Source organism: Catellatospora sp. IY07-71, assembly GCF_018326265.1.
Classification (GTDB): domain Bacteria; phylum Actinomycetota; class Actinomycetes; order Mycobacteriales; family Micromonosporaceae; genus Catellatospora.
The window spans coordinates 7177813-7193344 of record NZ_AP023360.1; the positions used below are offsets into that span (position 1 = coordinate 7177813).

Below are 15532 nucleotides of genomic sequence, written 5' to 3' on the forward strand. Positions count from 1 at the left end.
GTTCATGGCGCCGGGTGGTCGGTTCCCTTTCCGATGTAACCCAGACGAAATCAGCCTGCGGGGGCAATCAGGAGAACGGAGCGACCACGTTGCATGACCTCGATGTGCATTCAAGGACCGGACACCTCATGACGCGGAGGCTGAGCGCCCTCGTGCTGGCCGCGCTCGCGGCGGTGACCAGCCTGGTGGTCGCCGCGTCGCCGGCCAGTGCCGCCACCAGCCAGTTCCGGGGCATGAACTGGGCCGTGCTGGGTGACAACTTCAGCACCGGCACGCTCGTAGTGCAGGGGCTGAGCCAGTCGGACAGCAACGCGACGGTGCGGGCCAAGGCCAACGCCCTCTATGACGACATGGCGGCCACCATGGGCGTCAACACGGTCCGGCTGCCGATCAACACGCATACGGTGGCCAACACGACCTGGTGGAACGCCTACCGCGGCGCCATCGACGCGGCGACCGCCCGTGGTTTCAAGGTCATCCTCGCCTACTGGGAGGACGGCGCGGCCTCCGGCGGCAGGATCACGAACCTTGCCGCCTGGAACACCATGTGGTCGAGCGTGACCAGCACGTACGGCTCGAACAGCCTCGTGTACTTCGAGCCGATGAACGAGCCGCACGGTTACACGTCGGCCGAGTGGCGCGACGTCGCGGCGAACTGGCTCGGCTACCACTACTCCGCGGTGCCCGGCCGGGTGCTCATCGGCGGCACCGGCTACAGCCAGGATCTGCGCGACGTCTGCAACGACAGCCGGTTCAACGCGACGCTGCTGTCGTTCCACCACTACGCCTTCTTCTACAGCGCGATGACCTACGACGCCTTCCGCAGCCACATCCAGACGCGGCTGGGCAACTGCGCCTCCCGCGCGGTCGCGACCGAGTTCGGCGGGCCGATGTCGACCGGCCTCAACTATGCCGACCCGAACAGCACCGACAACTTCGTGCGCCACATCCGCGCCATGGCCCAGGTCATGCGCGACAACCAGATGGGCGGCACCTACTGGCCCGCCCTCGGCGGCAAGCCCGGCACCATCGGCTACGACTGGTACTCGATGTTCGCCCTCAGCGGCAGCGGCACCGATCTCAACCTGACCATCCGCAACACCTCCGGCGCCAACCGGGTCCGGTACGGCTGGGGCGACGCCGTGAGCGACCCCACGCCGCCGCCGACGACGTTCTACCGGGTCAACGTGCGCCACAGCGGCAAGGCCATGGACGTCCAGTCCCCGAACACCGACAACGGCGCCCGCGTCGGCCAGTACACGTACAACGGCAATGCGTGGCAGCAGTGGCAGTTCCAGGACGCGGGCGGCGGCTACTGGCGCCTCGTCAGCCGGCACAGCGGCAAGTGCCTGGACGTGGTGAGCGCCTCGACCGCCGACGGCGCCGAGCTGATCCAGTACACCTGCGGCACCGGCAACAACCAGCAGTTCCAGATGGTCGCCAGCGGCAGTTACTTCCAGCTGCGGGCGCGGCACAGCGGCAAGTGCGTGGACGTGCCGTCCGCGTCGACCGCGGACGGCGTGGTGCTCAAGCAGTACACGTGCAACACGGGCACCAACCAGCAGTGGTCGCGTACGGCCGTCTAGCGGTCGCGGCGGCCGTCACCGGCCGGGTCGTGCGGGTGCGGCGACCCGGCCGTGTGCTTGTGCATGCAGACGACCCGACCGTATGCATGCAGGGCACTGACGACCGGATCTTCGATAGATCAACTGGCTATGATGCGAGGATGGCGCAGCAGCCACGCGCACTCGACCCGGACGCATCGCCCAGAGCCCGCTTCGGCGCGAAGTTACGCGAGGCGCGGCAAGCCGCTCAGATGTCCGTATCCCATCTGGCGGCGCAGATCCCAGTGCACCCCGACAGCATTGCCAAGTACGAGAAGGCCGACCGCTGGCCCGCACGCGGCATCGCCGAGAAGCTCGACAGCGTCCTACAGGCTCGTGGCGTTCTTCTCGCAGCCTGGCAGGATGGCGACGGCTATCGTCCACGGGCCGGAACCGTGCACGGCGGCCCACCAGCCGACGGCGCTGGTTGGGGTCACGAAATCCAGCGAAGAACCTTCCTCCCGGCCGCGGCGGCGGTGCTCTCAGGCACCTCAGCCGTCAAGCTGCTCGACGCCCTGCTCGGGCTGGGGCACCGCGAACACGTCGCACGTCCGCCGGTCATCGGTGAACTCGCACGGCAGGTCGCCCAGGTGAAGACGGCTTATCAGGCATGCCGCTACGACTCGGCGCTGTCCGGCCTGCCGATGCTGCTGGAAGCGCTGACGGCAGCCCAGGCCACGGGCAAGCCCGCAGACGCCGCCCAGGTGCAGGCACTGGCCGCAGACACCTACCACGTGGCCGGCAGTCTCCTGCTGAAGCTCGGCGACCCTGCGACGGCGCTGCTGGCCGCCGATCGGAGCCAGCGCCATGCCAGAGCCAGCGGAGACCCCGTCGCGTCGCCGCCGGGGCCCGCATCGTGACGCACACATTGGCTAGAAGTGGGCACGCTGAACGCGCTGCCCGGCTGGCCCACCAGGCGGCGAGCGAACTGGACGATGCGACCGGCCTCGCCACCACGGATGCGGTTGCGGTCTACGGCGCTCTCGTGCTGCGCGGAGCCGCCGCCGCAGCCAGATCGGGCGATCACGACGGCGCTGAGTGCTTCCTGGACCAGGCGACCCGAGCAGCCGATCGGCTCGGGCGCGACGGTAATGCCCGATGGACCGGGTTCGGGCCCGCCAACGTCGACCTTCATCGGGTCAACGTCGCGCTGACCCTCGGCGACGCCGGGCGCGCCATCCGGCTCGCTCGCCTGGTCCGGCACGACCGGCTCCTGTCGGCTGAGCGCAGGGTCTCACTGTTCCTGGACGTCGCTCAGGCGTACGCGCTCTGGGGTCGGCAAGAATCCGCGCTCGGCGCGCTGTACGCCGCTGTCCGCATCGCCCCGCAAGAGGTTCGGAACCGTCCGGCCGTACACCGCCTCGTCCATGGCCTCTGCACCCGCGCCGGCGCAGGCGTCCGAACCCGCGCCACCGCGTTCGCCCACGCCGCCGGAATCAGCACATGACGCGAACGCTGCTGATCCTTGTCTGCGGCGCTGGGCCGGCGGCGGATGTCGGAAAGCTGGTCGCGCTGGCCCACGACGCCCACTGGGAGGTCGGAGTGACAGCCACTCCCGGTGCGCTGCCGTTTCTCGATGCCGCGGCCCTGCCTCCGTCGGTGAGCCTGCGCAGCGACTTCAAGCCCACGTCAGGGTCTGCCCGGCGAAGCCTGCCGGACCCACAGGCGCTGATCATCGCGCCCGCGACGTACAACACCGTCAACAAGCTCGCAGCGGGGATCGCAGACAACTACGCGCTGGTTTCCGCCGCCGAATCGATCGGGCGAGGCGTGCCGACGGTCGTCGTGCCCTTCGTCAACTCCGCGCTGGCCGCTCGAACGCCGTTCCGACGGTCGGTCGCCGCGCTGCGCGACGAAGGCCTGTACGTGCTGTTCGGAGCCCACGACCGCTGGGAGCCGCACCAGCCCGGAACCGGATCAGACCGCCGGAGCGTATTCCCGTGGTCCACAGCGCTCGAGGTAGCGAGCCGCCAAGCTGATGTCCGGCAGTAGCCCAGCCCGGTGAGGCCGGCGGCCCGGGGACAGTGGTCCCCGAGCCGCCGGCGTGGGGCTATGGCTGGGCCACCAGCCGGAACGACTGCGCGCCGGTGCCGTTGCAGGTGTACTGCACCAGCTGCACGCTGTCGGCGGTGGAGGCCGCCGGGACGTCGAGGCACTTGCCGCTGTGCGCGGACACGAAGTGATACCAGCCGCCGCCTTCGGCCACCGGGATCCACTGCTGGTTCGCGCCGCCGACGTAGCTCCACAGGTGCACGACCGCGTTGTCCGCGGCGGACACCCCGCTCACGTCGATGACCTGGGCGGAGTTGTTCCGGTTGTTGACGCGCACGTTGCTGCCGCTGGTGGGCTGGAACAGGAACTGCTGGGCGTTGGAGTTGTTGCAGGTGTACTGCTGGATCGCGGTGCCGTTCGCGGTGCCCGAGGCGCGGGCGTCGACACACTTGCCGCTCGTCTTGTTGACGATGCTGTACCAGGTCGTGGAGGAGATCGGCCCGCCGCTGCCGCCGGGGTCGGGGCAGGTGCCGCCCGTGCCGACGGTGTCCACGTGCGTGGTGCCCAGGCTCCGGTAGGCGTTGACCCGGTTGCGGGCCACATCGCCGGAGATCACCTCGTTGCCGGCGAAGTAGAGCCAGTCCACCTGCTGGATGTAGGTGCTGCGGCCGCCGGTGTGCCCGGAGCTGTCGATGAACCACAGGTTGTAGTTGATCGACATCGGCGTCTCGGGATAGAACTTGTCGCCGTGGTCGGCGACGAGCGCCCCGTCGATGTAGTACTTGACCCGGCCGCCGCTGACCTGCGCGACCAGGTCGTGCCAGCCGTTGTGGCTGCGCCGCTGCACGGCGTGCACGTTGTCGGCCACCCACGGGTCGGGCTGGTAGGTCTCCCAGGTGGTCTCGAAGAACGCCGAGCCCGTCTCGCCCCATCCCCCGTTCGCCAGGTACTCGAAGTCGATCTCGCCGTAGCTGGGGTCCATCGGGTATGCCAGCGGGGTGATCGTGAAGAAGGTCTCGACGACCTTGTCGCCGTCGTTTCCGGAGACCGGCGCGTCGGTGAAGCGGACCCGGCTGGCGTAGGTGCCCTCGAAGAACTTGCGCTGGTGGTAGATCTCCGTCTGCGCCGTCCCGGCGCCGGTGCCGTCCGTGTAGGACGACAGCTGGAGCACCTTCTGCCCGTCGGCGACGGGGAACGTCACGTTGGACGGCAGCCAGGTGGCACCGGGGATGCCCGGTCCGCCGCCGCCGCCGCGCACCGTCCAGTGCCGGGCCGCCAGGGCGGGGTCGGTGGACGAGCTGTACTGAAAGTCGTCGAACAGGACGCTGCAGCTGGCGGCAGCGGCGGGCTGCGGCGCGGTGATGCTGACCAGCCCAGCGGCGAGCAGCAGCACCACCGCACTCGAGACGGCGGGTTTTCGGAACACGTGGGCCTCCCAGGGACGGCGGGCATAATGTTCACGTCTACATCGAGACAGTGAAAATTATGACTTCGATCCTCGGGGAGTCAATAGTTTTCACATGAGCAAACGCTCTCCGAGATCGCCCCCCGTCCCGGCTTCCGCCACTGGAAGCGCTCTCACAACAGCGGCGCACAGCACGCCGCGACGCAGGTGCCGCCCACCGGAGGGGGCGGCACCTGCGCTGGTACGTCCGGATGACGCCGGTTCAGCTCGGCCGGGGCGCGCCGGGCCGGGCGTATCGCCACCAGGTGATCGCCACGCAGAGCACGGCGAAGGCGAGACCGATGGCGTAGAAGGCGGTCGGGGACATGATGGTCAGCCCGACGCCGAAGAAGAACGGCCCGAAGGCGGCGATCGCGCCGGTCCAGCCGATCACGCCGCCGGCCTGGCGGCGTTCGAAGATCATCGGCATCTGCTTGAACGTGGACGCGTTGCCGATGCCGGCGAACAGGAAGATGGCCAGCATGCCCCACAGGAATCGGTCGAACCCGGCGTCGAGGCTCGCCGCCGACGTCGTGTCAGGGGTCAGCGCCGTGGCGGTGTAACCGATCGACGCGACCAGCCCGAGCCCCGCGACGAGGGTCCACCGGGCGCCGCCGAACCGGTCGGTCAGCGGGCTGAACAGGATCCTGGCGCCGGCGCCGACGAGCGGGCCGAGGAAGACGAACGCGACCGGGTCCGGCACGGTGTATCCCTCGACGAGCAGCCGCGCCGCGTTGCCGGCCCCCTGCACGATGTCGGGGTTGCCCGCGCCGTACAGGTTCTTGACGAGCAGGCCGAACTGCGCGGAGAGGCCCGCGAAGGTGCCGAAGGTCATGATGTAGAGCAGCGTCATCCACCAGGTGTCGGGATTGCCGAAGATGTCGAACTGCTGGCGGATGTTGGCCTTGATCGGCACGGACTTCAGCATCGTCCAGGCCAGCACCGCGCCGACGACGATGAACGGGACGTAGATGAACGCGGCGTTCTGGTACCACACGACCTGGGCGGCCTTGCCGGGTGGCGCGGCCATCGGGGCCGACGAGCCGAGGAAGCCGATCATCGAGAAGCCGATGATCCAGGGTGTCAGCAGCTGCACCAGCGACACGCCGAAGTTCCCGATCCCGGCCTGCAGGCCCAGGGCCGTGCCCTGCATCCGCCGCGGGAAGAAGTACGAGGTGCTGGGCATGAAGCCGGAGAACGCGCCGCCGCCGATGCCGGACAGGAACGACAGCGACAGCAGCACCCAGTACGGCGTGGTCGGGTCCTGGACCTGGACGCCCCAGCCCAGGACCGGGATCAGCAGCAGCGCGGTGGTCAGGGCGACCATCCGGCGGGTGCCCATGATCGGGGGCAGGACCATCCAGACCAGGCGCATGAGACCGCCGGCCAGGCCGGGCATCGAGGTGAGCCAGTAGAGCTGGTTGTTGGTCAGGTCGAACCCGAGGTTGGTGAGCTTCGGGGCGATCGCCGAGGCCAGGAACCAGGAGGCGAAGCAGAGGGTCAGGGTGAACGTGCTGATCCAGAGGGTGCGCCAGGCCAGGCCCTTGTCCCAGGTGGCCGGGTTCTCCGGGTCCCAGGATCGCAGCCACTCGCCGTCGGGTGCGGAGGTGGCCGGGCGGTCGGCGAAGGTGGTGCTCATGCGTGGGCCTCCTCAAGCTCACGAACGGCGGGGGTCGTGGGGGCGGCCGGGACGCCGGCCGGGCTTTCGATGTGGGTGGCCAGCTCGGGCGACTCGCGGTCGAGCATGCGCACGACCGTCCAGTGCATCCAGACCGCGCAGGCCGCGGTGAGCAGGAACAGGACGAAGAACGTGCTGGACGGGAAGCCGAACCAGGCCTTGGTGTAGGCGAACAGCGGGGGCAGGAAGAAGCCGCCGAGGCCGCCGAGCATGCCGACCAGGCCGCCGACGCTGCCGACGCTCTGCGGGAAGTACTCGGGGATGTGCTTGTAGACCGCGGCCTTGCCCACGCCCATCGCGCATCCGAGCAGGAACACCAGGACGGTGAACGGGACGATGCCGAGGTGGTAGCCCAGGTGCGAGGTCTGGGTGCCGTCGGCGTGGGCGATGACGATGTGGCCGTTGGGCATCATCAGGATGCCGGAGGTGACCAGCATCAGGCCGAACGTCCAGTACATGACGCGGCGGGCGCCGAAGCGGTCGGAGATGGAGCCGCCCGCCGGCCGCAGCAGCGAGGCCGGGAAGATGAACACCGCGGTCAGGTACGCGGCGGTCTGCAGGCTCACGCCGAAGTTGTCCATGTAGTAGCCGGGCAGCCAGGCCGCCAGCGCCACGTACGCGCCGAACACCGCGACGTAGTAGAGGCTGAACCGCCACACCCGCAGCTGCTTGAGCGGGCGCAGCTGCTGCCGCAGCGGGGTGCCCCGGCCGGGCATCCGGTCGTGGCGCGGGGCGCCGAACCAGATCGCCGCGGCCAGGACGAGCAGCAGCGCGGCGTACACGACGGGGACGAGCCGCCAGCCGCCCTCGGCGAAGCCGAGGTAGGTGGCGCCGGCGGTGCCGACGATGAGCGGCGGGCCGATGAACTTGGTGACCGACGCGCCGACGTTGCCGGCGCCGAACAGGCCGAGCGCGAAGCCCTGCCGCTCGCGGGGCTGCCAGGCCGAGTTCCAGGCGATGCCGACGGTGAACGCGTTGCCGGCGAAGCCGACCAGGAAGGCCAGCGCCAGCAGGGTGCCATAGGAGCCGGCGCGGGAGACGAGGTAGGCGGCGGCCGCCGTGGCCAGCAGCATGAACGTCATGACCTTGCGCCCGCCGAACCGGTCGGTGACCAGCCCGGCGGGCAGGCGCCACAGCGATCCGTTGAGCACGGCGACCGCGATGATCCAGGACAGCTGCACCTCGGAGAGGTGGAACTCCTGGCTGATCGGTTTGCCGAGGATGCCGAACATCAACCACACGGCGAACATGACCGTGAAGCTGATCGTCGACAGCCACAGGACGCGGTGCCGGCCGGCCGCCGGCGCCGCGGGTCGTGCTGGTTGGGTTCGTGAGGTCATTGCTCCACCCTGGTCGGCTGCTTTCGCGGCCGGCTGCTCGCGCCGGCCGCTCGCCTAGCAGCGTCGCGTGGTGGATCGGTGCGCAGTAGGGACTAAGTGCCTGTGCCGGTGGGACCTGATTCCGCTTTGGTCACGGGACCCGGCGGTCGCCGTGTCACATCTCAGCGGTGGTGACGTCCTCGATCCAGCCCAGCGCGGCGATCGCGGTGGGGAATCCGCAGGTCGTGATCGCGGCCAGGGCGACGGCACGGACTTCGTCGGTGGTCGCGCCGTGCTGGAGGGCTTTGCGGACGTTGGACCGCACGGCGCCCTGCGCCTCGGCGCCGATGGCCAGCGCGAGCTTGATCAGCCGGTCGGTCCGCTCGTCGAACGGGCTGCGCTGGTCCACCGCTCGGGCCAGCGCACCCTGCGCCTGAGCGACCTCCGGGAAGCGGTTGAGGAACTGTTTGTAGACGCTGGGCAGGTAGTCGGGCGTGTTCGCCTCGCTCGGTGTGGTTTGCACGTTTATACGGTAGTCAGGGCGCCGCCGTTGCGGCGCCCTGACAGGCGGATCCGTGCTCAGCGCCGGCCGGTGACGACCGGCAGGGCACGGTCGCGGACCTCCGCCGGGGCGGGCGGCGGGGTGGGTACGCCGCCACGGCGCCCGCGGTAGACGACGTAGGGCCGCCACAGGTAGGCCAGCGGCGCCGACCAGACGTGCACCAGCCGGGTGAACGGCCACAGCGCCAGGAACAGGAAGCCGCCGAGCGCGTGCAGCTGGTAGACCAGCGGTGCCCCGGTCATCAGCGCCGGTTCGGGCCGCAGCCAGAAGATCCCGCGGAACCAGACCGCGATCGTCTCCCGGTAGTCGTAGCCGTCGCCGAGCAGGTTGACGCCGACCGTGGAGACCATGCCGAGCGTCACCATCGCGGCCAGGGCGGCGTAGAGCACCTTGTCCATGGTCGTGGTGACGCGGCGCACCCGGCCGCTGACGAAACGGCGGGCGATCAGCAGCACCAGGCCGGTGACGAGCGCGACGCCGGTGATCGTGCCGCCCCAGACGGCGGTCACGTGGTAGAGGTGCTCGCTGATCCCGACCGCCTCGGTCAGCCAGGACGGCACCAGCAGGCCCATGGCGTGCCCGCCGATGACGCCGAACGCCCCGAGGTGGAACAGCGGCGAGCCGAGCCGCAGCAGCCGGTTCTCCAGCAGCTGGCTGGTGTGCGTGGTCCAGCCGAACTGGTCGCGGCGCCAGCGCCAGACGTGCCCGGCGATGAAGACGGCCAGGCACAGGTAGGGCAGGACGATCCAGACGAGGGTGTTCATCGCGAGGCCTCCGCAGGCGAGCAGGCAGGATAGGGGGCGAGCGCGGCGCCGGCCAGGTCCGGGCCGTGGCCCAGCGACTCCAGGCCGACGGTCTCGGCGGGCGGCCCGGCGACGGCCAGCGCGGCGATGGCGGCCCGGTCCGCGTCGGTGATGTCGGGCAGCACGGCGGTGACGGCGTCGAGCAGCAGCCGGTAGGGCGTGCCGGCTTCGGCCAGGGCGGTGCGCAGCAGTTCGATGCCCTGCCGGTGCTGGCGCAGCGGCGCCTCGCCCTCGCCGGGGCCGATCTGTGCGGCGAACTCGAGCACCACGGGCAGCAGGTCGGGCAGCTCGCCGTGGGCGAGCCGCAGGCCGTGCGCGCGGTAGCGCTGCTTGAGGATGAGCAGTGCCATGCCGCGGCGGCGGGTGTCGCCGTGCAGGTAGTAGGTGAGGTAGAGCCCGGATCGGCGGCGCAGGTCGAAGGTCTGCACGTAGTGCCGCTGCGCCTCCACGGGCGCGGCGGCCAGCAGCCAGTCCAGGAACTCGGTGACCTGCTGGCGCACCGGCTCGTGCGCGATGCGGGCGGCGGCCGCGCGCAGCTGCTCGCCCGCGGACAGCAGCTCGGCGTCCGGGTAGGTGAGCAGCAGCGAGACCAGCTCGAAGATCCGGGCCCGGTCGGCGGGCGGCGCGCTCATGACGCACCCCGCACCGGGTTGACGGTGAGCCCGAGGCGCCCGTCGGCCCGCCGCGCGGACAGCCCGGCCCGGCCGGGGTGCACCTCGTCGCCGTCCACGAGGTGGAAGCGGGTGACGGTGGCCGCCGTCTCGTGCATGCCGGGGCCGCCCGCGCAGTCCAGCGAGCAGTCCGGCTGCGCGGCGGCCTGGGCCTCCAGTGCCGCGGCGTCCTTGCTGTGGGCGACGGGGATGACGTATCGCTCGTCGTACTTCGCGATGGCCAGCAGCCGGTACATGGCCTCCACCTGCTCGGCGGTCATCCCGATGCCGTCGAGCAGCTCCTCGGCGACGGTTCCGTCCAGGGTGCGGGCCCGCATGTAGGAGCGCATCGCGGCCAGCTTCATCAGCACCCCGGCGATCACGTCGGCGTCGCCCGCGGAGAACAGCTCGGCCAGGTACTCCACGGGGATGCGCAGCTCGCGGATGGTGTGGAAGACGTCGTCGGCGTCGGTGTCGTCGCGCCCGGCCGCGCCGACGGCGTCGAGCACCGGCGACAGGGGCGGCACGTACCAGACCATCGGCAGGGTCCGGTACTCCGGGTGCAGCGGCAGGGCGATCTTGTACTCGCTGATCAGGCGCCATACCGGCGACGTGCGCGCCGCCTCCAGCCAGTCCTCGGGCATGCCGGCCTCGCGGGCGGCCTGCTGCACGGCGGGGTCGGCCGGGTCGAGGAACACCGCCCGCTGGGCGTCCAGCAGGTCGCGCTCGTCGGGCACCGACGCGGCGGCCAGCACCGCGTCCTCGTCGTACAGCACGATGCCCAGGTAGCGCAGGCGGCCGACGCAGGTCTCCGAGCAGATGGTCGGCTGCCCGGCCTCGATGCGCGGGAAGCAGAACGTGCACTTCTCCGCCTTGCCGGTGGCGTGGTTGACGTAGACCTTCTTGTACGGGCACGCCGACACGCACATCCGCCAGCCCCGGCACCGGTCCTGGTCGACGAGCACGATGCCGTCCTCTTCGCGCTTGTACATGGCTCCGGACGGGCAGGCCGACACGCACGCGGGGTTGAGGCAGTGCTCGCAGATGCGCGGCAGGTGGAACATGAAGGTCTTCTCGAACTCGAACTTGACCTTCGCGGCCGCCTCGGCCGGCATCCGGGCCAGGTTGGGGTCCTGGCCGCCCACCTCGTGGGTGCCGCCGAGACCGTCCTCCCAGTTGGGGCCCCACTGCACCGCCATGGGCTCGCCGGTCAGCGCCGAGTACGGCCGCTTGACGGGGGTGTCCGTCAGCCCGGCCGGGGCGTTGACCAGGATGTCCTTGTCGAAGGTGGCGGGTTCGTAGTAGTCGTCGATGGAGGGCAGGTCCGGGTTGGCGAACAGCCGGGTGAGCCGCTTGACCCGGCCGCCGGAGCGCAGCGTCAGCCGCCCCTTGCCGTCCAGCTTCCAGCCGCCGTGCCAGCGGTCCTGGTCCTCGTAGTGCTTCGGGTAGCCGATGCCCGGCTTGGTCTCGACGTTGTTGAACCAGACGTACTCGGTGCCCTCCCGGTTGGTCCAGGTCTGCTTGCACGTCACCGAGCAGGTGTGGCAGCCGATGCACTTGTCGAGGTTCATCACCATGGCTACCTGCGCGCGGATACGCATCAGTACTCCACCTCCTGGGTGCGGCGGCGGATCACGGTGATCTCGTCGCGCTGGCTGCCGATCGGGCCGTAGTAGTTGAAGGCGTACGTGAACTGGGCGTGGCCGCCCGCCAGGTGGGTGGGTTTGACCAGCAGCCGGGTCATCGAGTTGTGGTAGCCGCCGCGGCGGCCGCTGCCCTCGGCCTTGGGCACGTTCACGGTGCGCTCGGGCGAGTGGTACTGGAACACGGTCCCCTGCGGCATACGGTGGCTGACCACGGCGCGGGCGACCACGACGCCGTTGCGGTTGTGCGCCTCGATCCAGTCGTTGTCCTTAGCACCGATCGTGGCGGCGTCCTCGACGCTCATCCAGATCACCGGCCCGCCCCGGGACAGCGCCAGCATCAGCTCGTTGTCGTGGTACATCGAGTGGACCGACCACTTGGCGTGCGGGGTGAGGAAGCGCACCGTCACCCCGCCGTCGACCAGCTCGCCGGGCTTGCCGAAGTGCCGCGCCATGTTCAGCGGCGGCCGGAACGCGGGCAGCTGCTCCCCCAGCTCGGCGACCCAGTCGTGCTCCACGAAGAAGTGCTGCCGGCCGGTGATGGTGTGCCACGGCTTGAGCCGCTCCACGTTGAGCGTGAACGGCGAGTAGCGGCGGCCGCCCTTCTCCGATCCGGACCACTCCGGGCTGGTGAAGACGGGCTGCGGTCCGCGCTGGGTGTCCGGGTACGTGATCCGGTCTTGCTCGTGCCCGGCGATGAGGTCGGCGAACGGCTGGCCGGTCCGCTTCTCCAGCGCCGCGAACCCGGCGGCCGCGACGCTGCCGTTGGTGGTGCCGGACAGCGCCAGGATCGCCTCGCACATCCGGTCGGCGGTGGCCAGCGACGGCCGCCCCGCGAACGGTCCCTCGGTCACCACCCCGTTCTGGTGCCGCAGGTACTCGATCTCGGCGGTGACGTCGACGGTGAGCGCCTTGGTAGTGGTCCCGAGGGTGTCCAGCAGCGGGCCGACCGCGCGCATCTTGGCGCCGATCAGGGTGTAGTCGCGTTCGATCTCGATGAGTTTCGGCATCGTCCGCCCGGGGACGGGTTCGCACTCCCCGGCCTTCCAGTCGCGCACCCGGCCGCCGGGCGTCGCCAGCTCGTCGGGGGTGTCGTGCTGCAGCGGCGCGGCCAGCACGTCGCGGCGTACGCCCAGGTGGGTGGCGGCCAGCTCGCTGAACCTGTCGGCCAGGGCCAGGAACGTGTCGTAGTCGGTGTGCACGTCGCCGGGCGGTTCGACGGCCGGGCTGAACGCGTGCACGAACGGGTGCATGTCGGTGGTCGAGATGTCGTGCTTCTCGTACCAGGTCGCGGCGGGCAGGACCAGGTCGGCGTGCAGGCCGGTGTTGGTCATCCGGAAGTCGATCGCGGTGAGCAGGTCGAGCTTGCCGGTGGGGGCCTCCTCGCGCCATACCACGTCGCGGGGCCGGTGGTCCGGGTCGCACTCCTGCGCGGCGGCGGCCGAGTCGACGCCCAGCAGGTGCCGCATGAAGTACTCGTTGCCCTTGCCGGACGAGCCCAGCAGGTTGGCCCGCCACAGGGTCAGGCAGCGGGGGAAGTTCGCCGGGTCGTCCGGGTCCTCGGCCACCGCCTTCAGCCGGCCGGCCTTCAGCTCGGCCACGATGTGCTCGGCCACGCCGCGCCCGGCCGCGGCCGCCTCGTCGGTCAGGTCGAGGGGGTTGCGGTTGAACGCGGGGTGGCCGGGACTCCAGCCCATGCGCTGGGCGGCGGCGACCGTGTCGGCGAACGCCATCCCGGCGAACCGGCCGGTGCCCAGCGGCGACGACAGCTCGTCGGCCGGGACGCGCTCGTAGCGCCACTGGTCGGTGTGCAGGTACCAGAACGGGGTGCTGGCCTGGTGGCGCATCGGCCGCTGCCAGTCGAACGCGAACGACATGTGCTGCTGGCCGGTGACCGGGCGGGCCTTCTCCTGGCCGACGTAGTGGGCCCAGCCGCCGCCGTTGACCCCCTGGCAGCCGGTCAGCGTGACCAGCGCGATGAACGCCCGGTAGGTCATGTCGGAGTGGAACCACTGGTTGGCGCCCGCACCCAGGACGATCAGCGAACGGCCGTGGCTGCGCTCGGCGTTGCGGGCGAACTCGCGCCCGATCCGGGCGGCCAGCGTGGCGGGCACCCCGGTGATGCGCTCCTGCCAGGCCGGGGTGTTGGGGGCGTCCGCGTCGTCGTAGCCGGTGGGCCACTGCCCGGGCAGATCGCCGCGGCGCACCCCGTACTGCGCCATGAGCAGGTCGAACACGGAGGTCACCAGGTGCTCGCCGATGCGCGTCACCGGCACGCCGCGGCGGATGAGCGCCCCGCCCTCGGTGTCGCCGACGTCGAACCGGGCCAGGTCGACCTCCACGGACTCGCCGGTGCGGCCGAGCAGCCCCAGCGCGGGGACGACGTCGCCGAGGTCCAGGTTCCAGCGGCCCTCGCCGGCGTCGCCGTAGCGGAAGCCCAGCGAGCCGTTGGGCACGACCGGCTCCCCGGTGCGCTCGTCGATGAGCACGGTCTTGTGCTCGCCGTCGGCCTCACCCAGGTCGGCCGCGGTCAGGAAGCGGTCGGCCGCCCACGAGCCGCCGTCGCGCCGCCGCAGCTTCACCAGGAACGGCAGGTCGGTGTAGCGGCGCACGTAGTCGGTGAAGTAGGGCACCTGGCGGTCGCGGAAGAACTCGGTGAGCACGACGTGGCCCATCGCCATCGCCAGCGCGCCGTCGGTGCCCGGGTGCGGGGCGAGCCAGTCGTCGGCGAACTTGACGTTGTCGGCGTAGTCGGGGCTGACCGCGACCACCTTCGTGCCCTTGTAGCGGGCCTCGGCCAGGAAGTGCGCGTCCGGGGTGCGGGTGACCGGGATGTTGGAGCCCCACATCATCAGGTAGGTGGCGTTCCACCAGTCGCCGGCCTCGGGCACGTCGGTCTGGTCGCCCCAGACCTGCGGCGAGGCGATCGGCAGGTCGGCGTACCAGTCGTAGAAGCTGAGCAGGGTGCCGCCGAGCAGCGCGTGGTAGCGGGTGCCGGCCGCGAACGAGGCCATCGACATGGCCGGGATCGGCGAGAAGCCGACGACCCGGTCGGGGCCGTAGGTCTTGGTGGTGTAGACGTGCGCGGCGGCCGCCATGGTGATCGCCTCGTCCCAGGTGGCGCGGACGAAGCCGCCGCGCCCGCGCTGGGACTTGTAGGCACGGGCCTTCAGCGGGTTCTCCACGATCTCGGCCCACGCCAGCACGGGGTCGCCCAGGCGCTGCCACGCCTCGCGGAACATCTCGGCGAGGACGCCGCGGACGTAGGGGTGCCGCACCCGCGACGGCGAGTACTCGTACCAGGAGAACGACGCGCCACGCGGGCAGCCCCGCGGCTCGTAGTCCGGCGCGTCCGGCCCCACCTCCGGGTAGTCGGTGGCCTGGTGCTCCCAGGTGATCAGGCCGTCGGTGACGAACACGTTCCACGAGCACGAGCCGGTGCAGTTGACGCCGTGGGTGGAGCGGACCACGCGGTCGTAGCGCCACCGGTCGCGGTAGAACGACTCCCAGCCGTCGCCGCCGACCTGGTGCAGCGTCCGGCCGTGGTCGCCGACGGTCTCCCTGGTCAGGAAGCGGCGCGCGGCCAGCAGCGGCGCAGCGCCGGGCACCTGGTCGGTCGCGGGCGTGCGGTCGGTCGGAGGGCGCTGCGGCGACACGGGGGTGCTCCTCGGGCGTCGGGATGCGACGGTGCGGGTCCGCCGGTGACGCGTGGTGTCGCGGCACGCTTACAGCGTCGGTGAGCGCTGCGTTCCGGTCAGGAGCCCGCGGTCCCGAGTGCGGCGGGACCAAAGTCCATACCTCCGCCGGATAGCTGCGGCCCGGTGGGCAGCGTGCGGC

Annotated in this window: 12 protein-coding genes; 4 read left to right on the plus strand and 8 right to left on the minus strand. The window is 70.8% G+C overall.

Going from position 1 to position 15532, the window contains the following annotated elements; translation table 11 throughout:
* Positions 1-128: 128 nt before the first annotated feature.
* The 4 genes from CS0771_RS32015 (at position 129) to CS0771_RS32030 (ending at position 3596) form a co-directional block, all read left to right on the plus strand.
* Positions 129-1586, plus strand: a complete 1458-nt coding sequence (locus CS0771_RS32015) for an RICIN domain-containing protein (protein ID WP_212844482.1) — start codon at positions 129-131, stop codon at positions 1584-1586.
* A gap of 140 nt (positions 1587-1726) precedes the next feature.
* Positions 1727-2464 carry a helix-turn-helix transcriptional regulator gene (locus CS0771_RS32020; protein WP_212844483.1) on the plus strand — a complete coding sequence of 246 codons (738 nt, stop codon included), beginning with the start codon at positions 1727-1729 and terminating at the stop codon, positions 2462-2464.
* Positions 2461-3051 (plus strand): hypothetical protein, encoded by a 591-nt coding sequence (locus tag CS0771_RS32025; protein WP_212844484.1) that lies wholly within the window; start codon positions 2461-2463, stop codon positions 3049-3051. Before CS0771_RS32020 ends, CS0771_RS32025 begins: the two co-directional genes overlap by 4 nt.
* Positions 3048-3596, plus strand: coding sequence for a flavoprotein (locus CS0771_RS32030; protein ID WP_212844485.1), 549 nt, complete (start codon positions 3048-3050; stop codon positions 3594-3596). The genes CS0771_RS32025 and CS0771_RS32030 overlap by 4 nt, the downstream gene beginning before the upstream one ends.
* A 58-nt stretch (positions 3597-3654) precedes the next feature.
* On the opposite strand, the gene CS0771_RS32035 is transcribed toward CS0771_RS32030, so the two are convergent.
* The 8 genes from CS0771_RS32035 to CS0771_RS32070 form a co-directional block, all read right to left on the minus strand.
* Positions 3655-5022, minus strand: coding sequence for an RICIN domain-containing protein (locus tag CS0771_RS32035; protein WP_244871151.1), 1368 nt, complete (start codon positions 5020-5022; stop codon positions 3655-3657).
* Between the two features lie 241 nt (positions 5023-5263).
* Complete coding sequence (locus tag CS0771_RS32040; protein ID WP_212844486.1) at positions 5264-6679, minus strand: MFS transporter; 1416 nt, start codon at positions 6677-6679, stop codon at positions 5264-5266.
* The gene (locus CS0771_RS32045) at positions 6676-8058 is read right to left on the minus strand and encodes a nitrate/nitrite transporter (RefSeq protein ID WP_212844487.1); all 1383 of its coding nucleotides are present in this window, start codon (positions 8056-8058) and stop codon (positions 6676-6678) included. The genes CS0771_RS32040 and CS0771_RS32045 overlap by 4 nt, the downstream gene beginning before the upstream one ends.
* Positions 8059-8212: 154 nt before the next feature.
* Complete coding sequence (locus tag CS0771_RS32050; protein WP_212844488.1) at positions 8213-8560, minus strand: carboxymuconolactone decarboxylase family protein; 348 nt, start codon at positions 8558-8560, stop codon at positions 8213-8215.
* Positions 8561-8616: 56 nt separating this feature from the next.
* A complete protein-coding gene (narI, locus tag CS0771_RS32055) occupies positions 8617-9363 on the minus strand; it encodes a respiratory nitrate reductase subunit gamma (protein ID WP_212844489.1) in 747 nt (248 codons plus the stop codon).
* Complete coding sequence (narJ, locus tag CS0771_RS32060; RefSeq protein WP_212844490.1) at positions 9360-10034, minus strand: nitrate reductase molybdenum cofactor assembly chaperone; 675 nt, start codon at positions 10032-10034, stop codon at positions 9360-9362. Before narJ ends, narI begins: the two co-directional genes overlap by 4 nt.
* On the minus strand, positions 10031-11653 hold the full coding sequence (gene narH / locus CS0771_RS32065; RefSeq protein ID WP_212844491.1) for a nitrate reductase subunit beta: 1623 nt from the start codon (positions 11651-11653) through the stop codon (positions 10031-10033). The genes narJ and narH overlap by 4 nt, the downstream gene beginning before the upstream one ends.
* Entirely contained in the window at positions 11653-15351 is a 3699-nt protein-coding gene (locus tag CS0771_RS32070; RefSeq protein WP_371821514.1) for a nitrate reductase subunit alpha, read from the minus strand. The genes narH and CS0771_RS32070 overlap by 1 nt, the downstream gene beginning before the upstream one ends.
* Between the last annotated feature and the right edge of the window lie 181 nt (positions 15352-15532).